At 59.8% G+C, this 16,703-nt stretch carries 17 protein-coding genes; 11 read left to right on the top strand and 6 right to left on the bottom strand.

From position 1 onward, the window contains the following. The first annotated feature begins 79 nt into the window (after window positions 1-79). Both DXT77_RS12355 and DXT77_RS12350 read left to right on the top strand, forming a co-directional pair. The gene (locus tag DXT77_RS12355) at window positions 80-2,029 is read left to right on the top strand and encodes an LTA synthase family protein (protein WP_119427798.1); all 1,950 of its coding nucleotides are present in this window, start codon (window positions 80-82) and stop codon (window positions 2,027-2,029) included. 52 nt (window positions 2,030-2,081) lie between these two features. Next, window positions 2,082-2,825, top strand: coding sequence for a phosphatase PAP2 family protein (locus DXT77_RS12350; RefSeq protein ID WP_119427797.1), 744 nt, complete (start codon window positions 2,082-2,084; stop codon window positions 2,823-2,825). Window positions 2,826-2,915: 90 nt separating this feature from the next. On the opposite strand, the gene groL is transcribed toward DXT77_RS12350, so the two are convergent. From groL to DXT77_RS12330, 4 genes are all read right to left on the bottom strand, one after another. Continuing rightward, window positions 2,916-4,562 carry a chaperonin GroEL gene (gene groL, locus DXT77_RS12345; protein ID WP_119427796.1) on the bottom strand — a complete coding sequence of 549 codons (1,647 nt, stop codon included), beginning with the start codon at window positions 4,560-4,562 and terminating at the stop codon, window positions 2,916-2,918. Window positions 4,563-4,613: 51 nt separating this feature from the next. Beyond that, window positions 4,614-4,907: a co-chaperone GroES gene (locus tag DXT77_RS12340; protein ID WP_011335724.1), complete on the bottom strand. Its 294-nt coding sequence runs from the start codon at window positions 4,905-4,907 to the stop codon at window positions 4,614-4,616. 259 nt (window positions 4,908-5,166) lie between these two features. Then, the gene (locus tag DXT77_RS12335) at window positions 5,167-5,643 is read right to left on the bottom strand and encodes an FxsA family protein (RefSeq protein ID WP_085709542.1); all 477 of its coding nucleotides are present in this window, start codon (window positions 5,641-5,643) and stop codon (window positions 5,167-5,169) included. A gap of 65 nt (window positions 5,644-5,708) precedes the next feature. Then, complete coding sequence (locus DXT77_RS12330) at window positions 5,709-6,437, bottom strand: HugZ family protein (RefSeq protein ID WP_119427795.1); 729 nt, start codon at window positions 6,435-6,437, stop codon at window positions 5,709-5,711. A 163-nt stretch (window positions 6,438-6,600) separates the two neighbouring features. Here DXT77_RS12330 and DXT77_RS12325 point away from each other — a divergent pair, with 163 nt between their 5' ends. After that, the gene (locus DXT77_RS12325) at window positions 6,601-7,359 is read left to right on the top strand and encodes an SDR family oxidoreductase (RefSeq protein ID WP_119427794.1); all 759 of its coding nucleotides are present in this window, start codon (window positions 6,601-6,603) and stop codon (window positions 7,357-7,359) included. A gap of 68 nt (window positions 7,360-7,427) precedes the next feature. Here DXT77_RS12325 and apbC read toward each other — a convergent pair whose 3' ends face one another. Further along, window positions 7,428-8,522, bottom strand: a complete 1,095-nt coding sequence (apbC, locus tag DXT77_RS12320) for an iron-sulfur cluster carrier protein ApbC (protein WP_119427793.1) — start codon at window positions 8,520-8,522, stop codon at window positions 7,428-7,430. A 155-nt stretch (window positions 8,523-8,677) separates the two neighbouring features. On the opposite strand from apbC, the gene metG reads away from it, so the two are divergent. From metG to DXT77_RS29905, 8 genes are all read left to right on the top strand, one after another. Beyond that, entirely contained in the window at window positions 8,678-10,729 is a 2,052-nt protein-coding gene (metG, locus tag DXT77_RS12315; protein WP_119427792.1) for a methionine--tRNA ligase, read from the top strand. 131 nt (window positions 10,730-10,860) lie between these two features. Beyond that, window positions 10,861-11,430, top strand: coding sequence for an electron transport complex protein RnfA (locus tag DXT77_RS12310; RefSeq protein WP_119427791.1), 570 nt, complete (start codon window positions 10,861-10,863; stop codon window positions 11,428-11,430). Continuing rightward, the gene (gene rsxB / locus DXT77_RS12305; RefSeq protein WP_119427790.1) at window positions 11,427-12,641 is read left to right on the top strand and encodes an electron transport complex subunit RsxB; all 1,215 of its coding nucleotides are present in this window, start codon (window positions 11,427-11,429) and stop codon (window positions 12,639-12,641) included. Before DXT77_RS12310 ends, rsxB begins: the two co-directional genes overlap by 4 nt. Beyond that, the gene (locus tag DXT77_RS12300; RefSeq protein ID WP_119427789.1) at window positions 12,628-13,611 is read left to right on the top strand and encodes an RnfABCDGE type electron transport complex subunit D; all 984 of its coding nucleotides are present in this window, start codon (window positions 12,628-12,630) and stop codon (window positions 13,609-13,611) included. The genes rsxB and DXT77_RS12300 overlap by 14 nt, the downstream gene beginning before the upstream one ends. Then, a complete protein-coding gene (locus tag DXT77_RS12295; protein WP_119427788.1) occupies window positions 13,608-14,213 on the top strand; it encodes an RnfABCDGE type electron transport complex subunit G in 606 nt (201 codons plus the stop codon). Before DXT77_RS12300 ends, DXT77_RS12295 begins: the two co-directional genes overlap by 4 nt. Beyond that, complete coding sequence (locus DXT77_RS12290; RefSeq protein ID WP_119427787.1) at window positions 14,210-14,791, top strand: Rnf-Nqr domain containing protein; 582 nt, start codon at window positions 14,210-14,212, stop codon at window positions 14,789-14,791. Before DXT77_RS12295 ends, DXT77_RS12290 begins: the two co-directional genes overlap by 4 nt. Continuing rightward, window positions 14,788-15,426, top strand: a complete 639-nt coding sequence (nth, locus tag DXT77_RS12285) for an endonuclease III (RefSeq protein WP_085709532.1) — start codon at window positions 14,788-14,790, stop codon at window positions 15,424-15,426. The genes DXT77_RS12290 and nth overlap by 4 nt, the downstream gene beginning before the upstream one ends. 107 nt (window positions 15,427-15,533) lie before the next feature. Continuing rightward, window positions 15,534-15,707: a PA3496 family putative envelope integrity protein gene (locus DXT77_RS29905; RefSeq protein ID WP_167443787.1), complete on the top strand. Its 174-nt coding sequence runs from the start codon at window positions 15,534-15,536 to the stop codon at window positions 15,705-15,707. Between the two features lie 87 nt (window positions 15,708-15,794). On the opposite strand, the gene DXT77_RS12280 is transcribed toward DXT77_RS29905, so the two are convergent. Beyond that, complete coding sequence (locus tag DXT77_RS12280) at window positions 15,795-16,421, bottom strand: response regulator transcription factor (protein ID WP_085730184.1); 627 nt, start codon at window positions 16,419-16,421, stop codon at window positions 15,795-15,797. Window positions 16,422-16,703: the final 282 nt, after the last annotated feature.

Below are 16,703 nucleotides of genomic sequence, written 5' to 3'. Positions count from 1 at the left end.
AGTTTTCACTCTCGATTCACAACCTGACTACAGTGGCGCCGCGAAACTCTCGTGCCATTGATAAAAGGAAAAGAAAACAATGGGTTTCTTCAAGACAGCGCCTATGCGCTATCTGTTGTTGGTCACCGGCGCCTGGCTGGTCGTGTTTCTCCTCACCCGCACCGTACTGCTGCTGACTCATCTGGATGAGGCCGGTGGCGGTGCGTTGTCCGTGTTCGGCGTCGGCCTGGTCTACGACCTGGGCTTTCTCGCCTACGCGGCCCTGCCGATGGGCCTGTATCTGCTGCTGTGCCCGCCGGGCCTGTGGCGGCGGCGCGGTCATCGCTGGTTCCTGCAGGGACTGCTGACCGTCAGCCTGTACGCCATGCTGTTCACGGCGGTGGCCGAGTGGCTGTTCTGGGATGAGTTCGGGGTACGCTTCAACTTCATCGCCGTCGATTATCTGGTGTATTCCGACGAAGTGCTGAACAACGTGCTGGAGTCCTACCCGATCGGCAAGTTGCTGAGCATCCTGGCGGTGCTGGCCATTGTATTGAGTTTCGCGCTGCGCAAACCGTTCAACGCGGCGCTGGATGCCCCGCTGCCGCCATTGCGCGGACGCCTGCTCAATGCCTTGGCCTTGCTGGTGGTCGCGGGTCTGAGTCTGCAACTGATCAGCCAGGACGCCCCACGCGCCCAGGGCGGCAACGCCTATCAGAACGAACTGGCGAGCAACGGCCCGTATCAGTTCTTCGCCGCGTTCCGTAACAACGAGCTGGACTACAGCCAGTTCTACAAGAGCCTGCCAGCGGACAAAGTCGCCGATCAGATGCGTGCCGAACTGAACGAGCCCAATGCCCGCTTCGTCGGTCAGGATCCACAGGACATCCGTCGCGACATCGACAACCCGGGCGTCACCCGCAAACCGAACATCGTGCTGGTGACCATTGAAAGCCTCAGCGCCAAATACCTGGGCAGCAATGGTGATGGCCGCAACCTGACGCCGAACCTCGACGCGTTGCGCAAGCAGAGCCTGTATTTCAACAATTTCTACGCCACCGGCACCCGCACCGACCGGGGTCTGGAAGCCATTACCCTGGCCATTCCGCCGACGCCGGGCCGTTCGATCGTCAAGCGCATCGGTCGCGAAAGCGGTTTTGCCAGCCTCGGCCAGCAGCTGAGCGCGGTCGGCTATGACAGCGTGTTCGTCTACGGTGGCCGTGGCTACTTCGACAACATGAACGCGTTCTTCAGTGGCAATGGCTATCGCGTTGTTGACCAGAGCAGCGTCGATGAGTCGGAGATTCACTTCAAGAATGCCTGGGGCATGGCCGACGAGGATCTGTACAAGCAGACCCTGAAACTGGCGGATGCCGACTACGCCAGGCAGCAACCTTTCCTGTTGCAACTGATGACCACCTCCAACCATCGTCCGTACACCTACCCGGAAAACCGCATCGATATCAAATCCGGCAACGGGCGCGATGGTGCGGTGAAGTACACCGACTACGCCATTGGCCAGTTCCTGGAGCAGGCGCGGCAGAAACCATGGTTCGACAACACGATCTTCATCTTCGTCGCCGACCACACCGCCGGCAGTGCGGGCAAGGAAGACCTGCCCATCACCAACTACCAGATCCCGCTGTTCATCTATGCACCAAAGCTGATCGAGCCACGGGAAAACGCGCAACTGGCCAGCCAGATCGACCTCGCGCCGACGCTGCTGGGGCTGCTGAACCTGGATTACCAATCGACGTTCTTCGGTCGCAACCTGCTGGCGGACAACCCCCTGCCGCCTCGGGTCGTGGTGGGCAACTATCAGCATCTGGGCCTGTTCGACGGCAAGGACCTGGCGATCCTCAGCCCGCGCCAGGGTCTGCGTCGGCATGACGACGCACTGACCGAAAGCCGCGAGTCCCGGGTCAACAGCGACGACCCGCTGGTCAGCCGCACCATCTCGTATTACCAAACCGCCAGTTATGGCTTCAAGCAACAGCTGCTTGGCTGGAAAGCACCCAAGGAGGGTGCCGCGCAAGTCAGCGATCGTTAATCGAAGCGCCCCGGACTGATGCTCCGGGGCGTTTTCCCGTTCTGGATCCCTCATGTCATCAAGCGTTGTACGCCCTGCCCCTCGCCCGCTGAACTTCTGGCTGAGCCTGGGGATTCCCGCCGTCGCGGCCGCCCTTCTGATCCTGCTGGAACTGACCGATCTGGATATGAATCTGGCGCGGATGTTCTACGACCCTGCCGCTGGCGACTTCATCGGGCGCCACAGTTACTTCCTGGAAAATATCCTCCACGATCGCGCCAAGCAGGTGGTGATCGCGTTTTCGGTGTTTTCCGTCATCGGCTTCATCGGCGCGTTTTTCATCGACCGGATCAAACCCTACAAACGTGAACTGGGCTGTCTGGTGCTGTCCCTGGGCCTGGCGACTTCGTTCGTGACACCGATGAAAGCTGTGACTGCTGTGCAGTGCCCATGGAGCCTCGAGCAGTTCGGCGGTCATGAAACCTACAGCAAACTGCTGGATTACCGCCCGCCGACCGACAAACCCGGCCGCTGCTGGCCCGGTGGTCATGCGGCAACGGGTTTCACCTTGTTTGCGCTGTTCTTCGTGCTGCGTGATCGTCGCCCGCGACTGGCGCGGCAGGCGTTCATCTTTGCCTTTGCGCTGGGGTCGGTGTTCTCGATCAGCCGGATGATGCAGGGCGCGCACTTCTTTTCGCACAACGTGTGGACGGCGATTTTCTGCTGGCTGATCTGCCTGGGGTCGTATTACTGGGTGCTGTACCGCCCGACCGTGAAAGCTGAAACGGTCATGAAGGCACAACCGGTAAACGCCTGATTACTCAAACGCCAGATAACAAAATCAGGACAATAAAAAACCCCGCCTGCTCATCGCAGGCGGGGTTTTTCGTTTCGGGGTAAGGCTGGCTTACATCATGCCGCCCATGCCACCCATGCCACCCATGTCCGGCATACCGCCGCCTACTGCACCTTCTTTCTTCGGTGCTTCAGCAACAGCCGCTTCGGTGGTCAGGATCAGACCGCCGATGGACGCTGCAGCTTGCAGAGCCGAACGGGTAACCTTGGTTGGGTCCAGGATACCCATTTCGATCATGTCGCCGTATTCGCCGGAAGCAGCGTTGTAACCGAAGTTACCTTTGCCGTTCTTCACTTCGTTGACCACAACGCTTGGCTCGTCACCGCTGTTGGCGGAGATCTGACGCAGCGGTGCTTCAACGGCACGACGCAGAACAGCGATACCGACGTCCTGATCGGCGTTGTCGCCTTTCAGTTCGCTGATGGCTTGCAGAGCGCGGATCAGCGCAACGCCACCGCCAGGTACCACGCCTTCTTCAACGGCTGCGCGGGTTGCGTGCAGGGCATCTTCAACGCGGGCTTTCTTCTCTTTCATTTCTACTTCGGAACCGGCGCCAACCTTGATCACCGCAACGCCGCCGGACAGCTTGGCCAGACGCTCTTGCAGTTTTTCACGGTCGTAGTCCGAGGAAGTCTCGGCAACCTGGGCACGGATCTGAGCGATACGGGCTTCGATGTCGCCTTGAACGCCAGCACCGTCAACGATGATGGTGTTTTCCTTGGACAGGGTCACGCGCTTGGCGCTGCCCAGGTGCTCCAGAGTAGTGCTTTCCAGGCTCAGGCCGATCTCTTCGGAGATAACGGTACCGCCGGTCAGAACGGCGATGTCCTGCAGCATGGCCTTGCGACGGTCGCCGAAGCCTGGAGCCTTGACGGCTGCGACTTTGACGATGCCACGCATGTTGTTCACGACCAGAGTCGCCAGGGCTTCGCCTTCAACGTCTTCGGCAATGATCAGCAGTGGACGGCCGGCTTTGGCAACGGCTTCCAGCACTGGCAGCATTTCGCGGATGTTCGAGATCTTCTTGTCGACCAGCAGGATCAGCGCGCCTTCCAGCTCGGCAACCATGGTGTCCGGCTTGTTGACGAAGTACGGGGACAGGTAGCCACGGTCGAACTGCATGCCTTCTACGACCGACAGTTCGTTTTCCAGGCCCGAGCCTTCTTCAACGGTGATCACGCCTTCTTTACCGACTTTTTCCATGGCTTCGGCAATGATGTCGCCGATGGAGTTGTCGGAGTTGGCGGAGATGGTGCCGACCTGAGCGATGGCCTTGGTGTCGGCGCATGGCTTGGACAGGGCTTTCAGCTCTTTCACGATCGCGATGGTCGCTTTGTCGATACCGCGCTTCAGGTCCATCGGGTTCATGCCGGCAGCGACGGCTTTCAGGCCTTCGTTGACGATCGACTGAGCCAGAACGGTAGCGGTGGTAGTACCGTCACCAGCGTCATCGTTGGCACGGGAGGCAACGTCTTTGACCAGCTGCGCGCCCATGTTTTCGAAACGGTCTTCCAGCTCGATTTCCTTGGCAACGGAAACGCCGTCCTTGGTGATGGTCGGAGCGCCGAAGCTCTTCTCGAGGATCACGTTACGGCCTTTCGGGCCCAGGGTCGCTTTTACCGCGTCAGCCAGGACGTTTACGCCAACCAGCATTTTCTTGCGGGCGGAATCGCCGAATTTAACTTCTTTAGCAGCCATGATCGATATTCCTTAAATACTTTGTAGTAGCGGGAAAATGGACGGGGGTAATCAGCCTTCGATAACGGCGAGGATTTCGTTCTCGCTCATTACCAGCAGGTCTTCGCCGTCGACTTTCACGGTGTTGCTGCCGGAGTACGGACCGAACACAACCTTGTCGCCCACTTTCACGGACAGTGCGCGCACTTCACCGCTTTCCAGTGCCTTGCCCGGGCCTACAGCCAGAATCTCACCGTGGTTGGCTTTTTCAGCAGCCGAACCTGGCAGGACGATACCGCCAGCGGTTTTCTTTTCTTCTTCGCTGCGACGGATGACGACGCGGTCATGCAGAGGACGAAGCTTCATTGTCGATCTCTCCTAATTGTGGTTTTCATCGGCCGGTGTAGTCCCGGCGGGTTTAACGAATCCGGCCTGCGCCGGTTGCGGCTCGTCGAGCGAACCGCGGAAGTCTGTCCGGTTCAAATACCGGAAACCTTTCGGTGACCGATACATAAGGGCGCATAAGCTTATTACAAGGGCAGGCCTAAAATTTTTTCATCGCGGCTCGTCATGGGCACGGCCGTAAACGAACACGGCACCCGAAGGTGCCGTGTGAGTGCAGAAGTTACTTGGTATCGCGGTGTTCGAACTCGCCTTCGATCACATCGCCTTCGCGGCCCAGAGGCTGGCGCGGTGCGGGACCGCCGCGAGGTTGCAGGTCATCGGCAAATGCACGCTGACGCATGGCCTGTTCTTCGGCGCGCTGGCGCATCTTGTTGGCGAACAGGCGACGGCTGAACGGCAGCAGCAGGATCAGACCGGCCACGTCGCTGATGAAGCCCGGCAGGATCAGCAGGCCACCGGCCAGGGCCAGCATCAGGCCTTCGAGCATGGTCTGCGCAGGCAGTTCGCCGCGGTTCAGGCTTTCACGGGCGCGCAATGCGGTGGCCAGTCCGGCGATACGCAGCACGAATACGCCGAACATCGAGCCGAGAATGATCAGCAACAGGGCCGGGAAAAATCCGATCGAGCCTGCCACTTTGACGAATACGAACAGCTCCAACACCGGGAACAGCAGAAAGAGCAACAAAAAAGGGCGCATCAAAGTTTCCTCAACGCAAGAAATGCCTTGCAGTAAGCCTTAGATGACGTCGCCCTTTCGTGAATTCAAGCGTCGGCTACCGCATTTTTTGGCCAGACCTCGGCGTGAGCCAGAGAAACCAAGGCTTCGCGCACTTGTATCGGCGTATGACAAGGCGCTTGAAACGGCAGCCAGTACAGCGCCTGACCGATACGCAGGTGCATGCCTTCGGTGTCGATCCCGGCCATTTGTGCCGGTACGCTTTTCGGCAGCCCGGCGAGGTCGACGTAATGCGCGATGGCCTTGGCGTGGTCGCTGTTCATGTGCTCGACCATGCTGATTTCGGCCTTGCCGGCGAACGGGTTGGCCAGGGTCAGGTGATCGACCCAGTGGATCGCGCCGAAACCGCCGATGTAGCGATGACGCACCGGGTTGAGCACCCAAAAATCGAAATCGTGGGCCTTGTGGTAATTCTGCGAATCGGGGAAATAGCGGTAGTAACGCTCGGCGGCTTCGATGGCGGCAGCGTCTTCGAGTTTTTCCGCTTCGGCCAGATAGGTCAGGCGACCAACGGCTTGCACATCGTCAGCCTCGCGCTCACCTACCAGCAGCGAACATTTCGGATCTTTCTGCAGGTTGTGGGTGTGCTGGGCGATGCGGCTGATCAGGATCAGCGGCCGGCCCTGCTCGTCCAGGCAGTAGGGAACCACGGAGCCAAACGGAAAACCGGGCATTGATTTGGAGTGGGTCGACAGCACGCCACGGTATTCCTTGAGAAGCAATTCTCGGGCATTCTTAGCCGCTTCAACGCTCAATTTATGACTCCTTAATTAGAATCCGTCGAAAAAACGGACGGGCAACCTGGATTACGTCCCGGTCGCCATCGGGGCAGTTCTCATGTGCAGCCGGGCCATGTCGGGCGCAGATCGAGAGGCTCTCTAAAGGACACCACTCTGACCTGCTCTCGGGGACATGCGAATGCAACTCAACGACAAAGTAATCATTATCACTGGCGGTTGCCAAGGCTTGGGCCGCTCGATGGCCGAGTATTTCGCCAGCAAGGGCGCGAAGCTGGCGCTGGTCGACCTGAACCAGGAAAAACTCGACGACGCCGTCGCGGCCTGCAAGGCCGAGGGTGTCGAGGCACGCAGCTATCTGTGCAACGTCGCCAACGAAGAGCAGGTGACGCACATGGTTGCCCAGGTCGCCGAAGACTTCGGCGCGATCCACGGCCTGATCAACAACGCCGGGATCCTGCGCGACGGTCTGCTGCTCAAGGTCAAGGACGGCGAAATGACCAAGATGAGCCTGGCCCAATGGCAGGCGGTGATCGACGTCAACCTGACCGGCGTGTTCCTCTGCACCCGTGAAGTGGCGGCGAAAATGGTCGAGCTGAAGAACAGCGGCGCGATCATCAACATCTCGTCGATCTCCCGCGCCGGCAACGTCGGCCAGACCAACTACTCCGCCGCCAAGGCCGGTGTGGCGGCAGCGACCGTGACCTGGGCCAAGGAACTGGCGCGCTACGGCATCCGCGTGGCGGGCATCGCACCGGGCTTCATCGAAACCGAGATGACCCTGGGCATGAAGCCCGAAGCGCTGGAGAAAATGACGTCGGGCATTCCGCTCAAGCGCATGGGCAAGCCGGAAGAGATCGCCCATTCGGCGGCGTACATCTTCGAGAACGATTACTACACCGGCCGGATCCTGGAGATGGATGGCGGGTTGCGCATCTGACGTCAGTCGCGCAATGAAAAACGCCCCGGTGCACAGGCACCGGGGCGTTTTTGTTTAAATCACAGGCATCAATCGTCGCTGATGGTGATGTTCGGCATCGCCGGCGATGCCGCTTCCTGCAACACGATCCGCGCGCCGACGTGGCGGGCCAGTTCCTGATAGACCATGGCGATCTGGCTGTCCGGCTCGGAAATCACCGTCGGCTTGCCGCCATCGGCCTGTTCGCGGATCAGCATGGACAGCGGCAGCGACGCCAGCAGTTCGACGCCGAACTGGGTCGCCAGCTTCTCGCCACCGCCCTCACCGAACAGATGCTCGGCATGCCCGCAGTTCGAGCAGATGTGCACGGCCATGTTTTCCACCACGCCCAGCACCGGAATATTGACCTTGCGGAACATCTCCACGCCTTTGCGCGCATCGAGCAGCGCCAGATCCTGCGGCGTGGTGACGATCACGGCGCCAGCCACCGGGACTTTCTGCGCCAGGGTCAGCTGGATGTCGCCGGTGCCTGGCGGCATGTCGATCACCAGATAATCCAGGTCGCCCCAGGCGGTTTGCGTGACCAGTTGCAGCAGCGCGCCGGACACCATCGGCCCGCGCCAGACCATCGGCGTGTTGTCGTCGGTCAGGAAAGCCATCGACATGACTTCCACGCCATGGGCCTGCAGCGGCACAAACCACTTCTGATCCTTGACCTGCGGGCGGCTGCCTTCGGGAATGCCGAACATGATGCCCTGGCTCGGGCCGTAGATATCGGCGTCGAGAATCCCGACCTTCGCGCCTTCACGGGCCAGTGCCAGCGCCAGGTTGGCGGCGGTGGTGGATTTGCCCACGCCGCCCTTGCCGGACGCCACGGCGACCACGTTCTTGACGTTGGCCAGGCCCGGAATCTGCACCTGGGCCTTGTGGGCGGCGATCACGCTGTTGACCTCGACCTTGGCCGACACCACGCCGTCTAGGTTTTCGATGGCCAGTTGCAGCAATTGCGCCCAGCCGCTCTTGAACAGACCGGCGGCATAACCGATTTCCAGCTGCACGTTGACGCGGTCGCCAGCGATTTCGATGTTGCGCACGCAACCGGCGCTGACCGGGTCCTGGTTCAGGTAAGGGTCGGTGTATTGGCTGAGGACGGCTTCCACCGCTGCGCGAGTGACGGCGCTCATGGGCAACTCCGATAACAAGACTGGGAAAAGATGGCGGGTATCCTACCCCTTCTGTCGTCCGGACGGCATGTCCGGCAACCATTTGCAGGGGTGAAATATCTTTCCCGGCGCTTTATAGTGGCCGACCTCCGTTTCATCAAGTAGCGAAGCCCCACATGTCCGAACCACGCAAGATTCTCGTCACCAGCGCCCTGCCCTACGCCAACGGTTCGATCCACCTTGGCCATATGCTGGAATACATCCAGACCGATATGTGGGTGCGCTTCCAGAAGCATCGCGGCAATCAGTGCATTTATGTCTGCGCCGACGACGCCCACGGTTCGGCGATCATGCTGCGCGCGGAAAAGGAAGGCATCACCCCGGAACAACTGATCGCCAATGTCCAGGCCGAACACAGCGCCGACTTTGCCGAGTTCCTGGTGAACTTCGACAACTTCCACTCCACTCACGCCGAAGAAAACCGTGAGCTGTCGAGCCAGATCTACCTGAAGCTGCGTGACGCCGGGCACATCGCCCAACGTTCGATCACCCAGTATTTCGACCCGGAAAAGAAAATGTTCCTGGCCGACCGCTTCATCAAGGGCACCTGCCCGAAATGCGGCACCGAAGACCAGTACGGCGACAACTGCGAAAAATGCGGTGCAACCTACGCGCCGACCGACCTGAAGGATCCGAAGTCGGCAATCTCCGGCGCCACCCCGGTGCTCAAGGATTCCCAGCACTTCTTCTTCAAGCTGCCGGACTTCCAGCAGATGCTGCAGACCTGGACCCGCAGCGGCACCCTGCAGGACGCCGTGGCCAACAAGATCGCCGAATGGCTGGACGCCGGCCTGCAACAGTGGGACATCTCCCGCGATGCGCCGTACTTCGGTTTCGAGATCCCGGGTGAACCGGGCAAGTATTTCTACGTATGGCTGGATGCGCCGATCGGCTACATGGCCAGCTTCAAGAACCTGTGCAACCGCACACCGGGTCTGGACTTCGACGCGTTCTGGGGCAAGGACTCCACCGCCGAGCTGTACCACTTCATCGGCAAGGACATCGTGAATTTCCACGCACTGTTCTGGCCGGCGATGCTCGAAGGCGCGGGTTTCCGCAAGCCGACCGGGATCAACGTGCACGGCTACCTGACCGTCAACGGTCAGAAGATGTCCAAGTCCCGCGGCACCTTCATCAAGGCCCGTACCTACCTGGACCATCTGTCGCCGGAATACCTGCGCTACTACTATGCGGCCAAACTGGGCCGTGGCGTGGACGACCTCGACCTGAACCTTGAAGACTTCGTGCAGAAGGTCAACTCCGACCTGGTCGGCAAAGTCGTCAACATCGCCAGCCGTTGCGCCGGTTTCATCCAGAAGGGCAACGCCGGCCTGCTGGTGGACAACAACGCCGCGCCGGAACTGACCGAAGCCTTCCTGGCCGCTGCGCCAAGCATCGCCGATGCCTATGAAGCCCGCGATTTCGCCCGTGCCATGCGCGAAACCATGGCCCTGGCCGACCGCGCCAACGCCTGGATCGCCGACAAGGCACCGTGGTCGCTGAACAAGCAGGAAGGCAAGCAGGATGAGGTTCAGGCGGTCTGCGCCACGGCGATCAACCTGTTCCGCCAGCTGGTGATCTTCCTCAAGCCGGTGTTGCCGGTGCTGGCCGCCGATGCCGAGGCGTTCCTCAACGTCGCCCCGCTGACCTGGAACGACCACACCACCCTGCTGGCCAACCACCAGTTGAACGAATTCAAACCGTTGATGACCCGCATCGACCCGGTAAAAGTGCAAGCCATGACCGACGCCTCGAAAGAAGACCTGACCGCCAGCCAGACCGACACCGGCGCCGCCGCGCCTGCCGGCAATGGCGAACTGGCCAAGGATCCGCTGTCGCCGGAAATCGACTTCGACACCTTCGCCGCCATCGACCTGCGCGTCGCGCTGATCGTCAAGGCCGAACACGTGGAAGGCGCGGACAAGCTGCTGCGCCTGACCCTGGACATCGGTGACGAGCAACGCAATGTGTTCTCCGGGATCAAGAGCGCTTACCCGGATCCGTCGAAACTCGACGGTCGCCTGACCATGATGATTGCCAACCTCAAGCCACGGAAAATGAAGTTCGGCATCTCCGAAGGCATGGTGATGGCGGCCGGCCCCGGCGGTGAAGAAATCTACCTGCTGAGCCCGGACAGCGGCGCCAAGCCGGGTCAGCGCATCAAGTAAGGTTCTGCACTGACCGATCCCACAGGCGTACCCCGTGCGCCTGTGGGATTTTTCATATCTGGCCCTCCCGTCATGGCGGCCGGATAATGCCTAATCTTGAGTGACACCCGCCCGCTCTCACCGGCAGAACCATGACCGAACTCGTGCTTACGCTCTTCAGTGCTGCGCTGATCAACAACTTCGTGTTGCACTGGCCGCTGGGCGTCGATCCGCTGTTGACTGGCGAACGCCGCCAGGTGCATGCGCTGGGGCTGGCAACGTTGTGCCTGATGCTGATTGTCGGTGTGGCGGGCTACGCGATCCGGCATTGGCTGCTGGTGCCGTTGCAACTGGAATTCCTGCGGCTGTTTGTGTTTCTGCCGCTGAGCGTCCTGCTGATCGCGCCGCTGCTGAAGTTGCTGGCGCGTTGGCGACCCGCTCTGCCATTCGACGGTTTGTGGCCGCTGCTGCTGGGCAATGCCGGTGTATTGGGGCTGACGCTGATCAACGCGCAAGCGGATAAGGGCCTGTTTCATGCCACAGCATTGAGCCTGGGCGCCGGCCTGGGTTTCTGGCTGGTGTTGAGCCTGTTCAGCGATTTGCGCGAACGCACGGCCGACAACGATATTCCACTGCCCTTTCGTGGCCTGCCGATCCAGTTGATCGGCGCCGGACTGATGGCGGTGGCTTTTCTCGGATTCAGTGGACTGATCAAAACATGAGTCTGATTCAACGCATCGATGCCTTGCTGCCGCAGACCCAATGCGGCAAGTGCGGCCATCCCGGATGCAAACCCTACGCTGAAGGCATCGCCGATGGCGAGCCGATCAACAAGTGCCCGCCGGGTGGTGACGAAACCATCGCGGCACTGGCCGAACTGTTGAAAATCCCGGTGCTGGAACTGGATATCAGCCGTGGCACCGCACCGCCGCAAGTGGCGTTTATCCGTGAAGCCGAATGCATTGGCTGCACCAAGTGCATTCAGGCCTGCCCGATCGATGCCATCGTCGGCGCGGCGAAACTGATGCACACGGTGATCATCGACGAGTGCACCGGTTGCGATCTGTGCGTGGCGCCCTGCCCGGTCGACTGCATCGAGATGCACCCGCTGCCGCTCGGAACGCTGCCAGTGGTGGGCGGCCTGGCCAGCAGCCTCGAAGAACAACGGGCGCGCACCGCCAAGCGCGATCACGCCCGCCAACGTTTCGAACGCCGTAACGCCCGGCTGCAAAAAGAAGAACAGCAGAAGCAGGCCGAACGTGAGGCCCGGGCGCAGCGAGCGGCACAGGTTGAAGCTGCGTTCGCCACGCTTGATCCGGTGCAGGCAGCGCTGGAACGGGTGCGAGCGCAGAAAGCCGCGACCGCCGACGCCGCGCTGAAAAAGGCCAAGATCGATGTGGCGATGAGCCGCGCCCAGTTGCACAAATCACTGAAAGCCTTCGGCCATCCGCCGACCTTCGAGCAGCAGTCGCAACTGATCGTGCTGCAGCAGCAATTCGAAGCCGCCGAGCAGGCCCTGACGAAACTGGAAAGTAGCGCCGCACCTGCGCCAGTCGTGACAGCCCCAGTGAAAGACGCCGATCTGAAACGAGCGAAAATCCAGCTGGCGATGCGCCGTGCCGAGCTGAAAAAGGCGCAGACCGCAGAGGCTCCGCAGGAGCAGATTGCTGCGCTCGAACAAGCCCTGCGTGAAGCCGAACAAGCGTTGCACGACGCAGAAGCGGCCAGCGAGCAACCGGCTCCCGATCTGGTGCGTGTGGAGAAACGTCCGATCGACAACCAGCTTCGTCAGCTGAAAACCGAACTGGCCTACGCGCGCGCCGACCTGAACAAACTGCAACGACGTGACGGCACGCCAGCAGAAGCCCTCGACAAGGCCCGCACCCGCCTGCAAGAAGCGGAGCGGCAGGTGGAAGCCCATGTCATCCATTGAAACCAGGGACGAACGCCTGCAACAGGCGATGAAGCTGGTTTTGCTGGCGACGTTGCCGGGGTTGCTGGCGTTGTTCTGGTTTTACGGCTGGGGCGTGTTGATCAACCTAATCCTGTCCGTCGCCACAGCCTTGAGCGTCGAAGCTGCCGTGACCTCTCTGCGCCGGCAGCCGCTGCAAGCGAACCTGACCGATGGCAGCGCGGTGGTCAGTGCCACGCTGCTGGCCATCGCCCTGCCGCCTTACTGCCCGTGGTGGCTGACGGTCACGGCGATCGGCTCAGGCCTGCTGTTGGGCAAACATTTGTACGGCGGCGTGGGCCGAAATCCTTTCAATCCGGCCATGCTCGGCTTTGCCCTGGTGATGGTGATGTTTCCGCAGCCGATGACTCATTGGCCTGCCCATGGGATGGATCTGACGGCGGCTTTTGGCCAGGTATTCAACTTGGGCACGCAGCCGGACGCCTGGGTTCAGGCCACCGCGCTGGACAGTCTGCGCATCAACAAAAGCTTGACCATCGATGAGTTGTTTGCCAGCAATCCGGCATTCGGCCGTTTTGGCGGTCATGGTGTGGAGTGGGAGAATCTGGCGTTTCTCGCCGGCGGGCTGTTCCTGCTGCAGCGGCGGGTGATCGGCTGGCAGGCGCCGGTCGGCATGCTCGCCAGCCTGTTTGTCATCAGCCTGCTGTGCTGGAACGGTTCGGGGTCCGACTCCCATGGCTCACCGCTGTTTCATCTGCTGAGCGGCGCGACCATGCTTGGCGCGTTTTTCATCGTCACCGAACCGGTTTCCGGTGCAAAAAGTCCACTCGCCCGCTTGTTGTTCGGCGTGGGCGTGGGCCTGCTGACCTATCTGATTCGCACCTGGGGCGGCTATCCGGATGGCGTGGCATTTGCGGTGTTGCTGATGAACCTTTGCGTGCCGACACTGGAACGCTTTGCCGCTGCCGGTCAGGCGCAGGTGAAGCCATGAACCGCACAAAAAGCCTGATCACCCTGGTGCTGCTGGCGACGGCAGGCGTCGGGCTGACTTATGTCGTGCAACACAGCAATGCGCCGCACATCGCCGCCGAACAGCGTCAGCTCGAAAGTCGCAAACTGCTGGACGTGCTTTCAGTCGATGCGTACGACAATCAGCCTCTCGAACAACCTCTTGCACTGGCCGACACCCACTTGAGCCACAGCGAGTTGCTGGGTGGTTATCAGGCGACCAAGGCCGGCCAACCGGTAGCGGTGCTGCTGCGCAGCCGGAGCGAGGGCTATGCGGGTCCCATCGAGTTGCTGATTGCCATCGATGCCAATGGCCGATTGCTCGGCGTGAAAACCCTGGAGCAAACTGAAACGCCGGCGCTGGGCGGGCACATCGGCGACTGGCCGAACACCTGGCTGCAGGCGTTTACCGGCAAATCCGGCAGCCAACCGACCGATGCCGGATGGGCCCTGAAAAAGGATCAGGGACAATTCGACCAGATCGCTGGTGCAACCATCACGTCCCGCGCAGCCATCAACGCCATCCACGATGCCCTGCGTTATTTCGATGATCACCGGACGACCCTGCTCGGGAGCGCGCCATGAACACGTCAGCGACACTGTCGAACTCAATGATGCTGGCGCTGTTGATCGGCGCCACTGACTCCGTGGCCGGTGCGCTGGCGATTGTGTTGATGTTCGCTGTTGTGATGAGCCTGTACGGCGTGTGCATGGCACCGCTGCGGGCACGACTGAGCGGCGAGAGCCTGTTACCGGTCAGCCTGGTGCTGGCCGCGACGTTGACGGGATGCGCCGATACTCTGCTGCAACGCAGCGCTTTGCAGTGGCATCAACTGATCAGCCTTTACGCCGGCCTGATCGGTTTGCAGTGCGTCATATTCGAACACAATGGATTCTTTCGACTGCCAGCCCGAGGACGTCTGAAACTGTGCGGCTTGTTCATCGCACTGATGACCGTGCTGGCGGTGTTGCGCGAGCTGCTCGGTCAGGGCAGCATCGGCCATCACCTGTCGGATCACTGGCAAGGTTTGATTCTGTTCGGTGACGGCCTGCATTTCGCGACGCTGGCTCCCGGCGCCTTCATTTTGCTGGGGCTGTTGCTCGCCGCCCGTCAGGCCTGGACTCGCTCCGCCGCCCCACCCGAGGAAACGCATCACCCATGAATGCCGCAAAACGTCTGGAGATCTTCCGCCGGTTTCACGAAGACAATCCCGAACCCAAGACCGAGCTCGCCTATTCCTCGCCTTTCGAGTTGTTGATCGCGGTGATTCTGTCCGCCCAATCGACCGACGTCGGTGTGAACAAGGCGACAGCAAAGCTCTACCCGGTGGCCAACACACCGGCCGCCATTCATGCCTTGGGCGTCGAAGGTCTGTCCGAGTACATCAAGACTATCGGCCTCTATAACAGCAAGGCCAAAAACGTGATCGAAACCTGTCGCATGCTGGTCGAGCTGCACAATGGCGAAGTCCCGCAGACACGAGAGGAGCTGGAGGCGTTGCCCGGCGTAGGCCGCAAGACCGCCAACGTGGTGCTCAATACCGCGTTCCGACAGTTGACGATGGCGGTGGATACCCACATTTTCCGGGTCAGCAACCGCACCGGCATTGCCCCCGGCAAGAACGTGGTCGAGGTGGAAAACAAACTGATGAAGTTTGTGCCAAAACAATACCTTCTCGATTCACACCATTGGCTCATTCTCCACGGGCGCTACGTGTGCCTGGCCCGCAAGCCGCGGTGTGGCAGCTGTCGGATCGAAGACTTGTGTGAATACAAGGCCAAAACTTCGGACGATTGAGCGTCTATTGGAATTATTGATATTGCGATTGAAAAAATCTTTTTTACGATCTGCTGGATTATCGATATAAGGAGCGCCAAAGGCAGTCTTAGCCTGGAGTTAACCTTATGAGCACCAGCAAAGAGCAAGTGGACGTAGAAGACGATTTCGTCGCGGATGCGGACGACGAACCGGTGGTTGAGGTCGCCAAAACCAACCTGAGCAAACGCCGGACCATCGATAACATGCTTGAGGAACGCCGACTGCAAAAGCAATTGGCCGATTACGACTTTGATCTCTGACATTTAAAAGCCTCCGCAACGGAGGCTTTTTCGTTTCTGCTGCAAGCTGATGCCGATCTGCCCATGATCCGTCAGCATCTGAAGCGGTCAGACCAGGCCATTGCGCTGGGCCAGTTCGATCAGATCCACCAGCGAACGCGCGTTTAGCTTCAACAGCAACCGTGTCTTGTAGGTGCTGACGGTCTTGTTGCTGAGAAACATGCCATCGGCGATTTCCTTGTTGGTCTTGCCGCGTGCCAGTTGCTGCAACACCATCATCTCGCGCCCGGAAAGACGATCGACCATATCGGCTTCACTGGCATTTCCCAGACTTGTGCGTACGGTGTGCAACGCCTGATTCGGAAAATAACTGTATCCGGACAGCACAGCCTTGATAGCGCTGAGCAGTTCGGTCAGATCCTGTTGCTTGCAAACATACCCTGCTGCCCCCGACTGCATGCAACGCATGGAGAAATGCCCCGGGGCCTGGGATGTCAGCACCAGCACTTTCAGGGGCATCGCGCTGGTCGTCAGCCGCGCAATCACTTCCAGGCCATCAAGTTTCGGTATACCGATATCGAGAATGACAATATCGGGCATCTGGTCGCGAGCCAGTTGTAATGCATCCACTCCGTTATCCGTTTCTGCAATGACTTCGTAGCCATGACGTTCCATCAGCATACGCACCGCAAGACGAATGACAGGATGATCATCCACGATCAGCACTTTATTCATGGGCAAGTCCAGTTTCGCTGTTCGAATTTTTAGAACCGGCACAATAACGTAGTCATTTCATCCATGGCATAGCGAAGTTCCCTTGCATCAGTAGCGAGAGACACTTCCTACAGGCAATAAAGATTTATCCTACAGAAAAGACTCATGGGCATGACTACTGGATAGCGGACCTTGAAAAAAATGCACTCAGCAGGACAAAAACCCGAAACAACATACTTATATCCATTCGGCCTTTTTTACTATAAACACCAATACGGGAAAAAAAACCCTCCCAATTACAAC

The sequence above is a fragment of the Pseudomonas sp. 91RF genome (genome assembly GCF_003576265.1).
GTDB classification, from domain to species: Bacteria; Pseudomonadota; Gammaproteobacteria; order Pseudomonadales; family Pseudomonadaceae; genus Aquipseudomonas; species Aquipseudomonas kribbensis.
The sequence above is the reverse complement of the archived record's forward strand: the minus strand, read 5'-3'. Positions and strand labels throughout refer to the sequence as shown.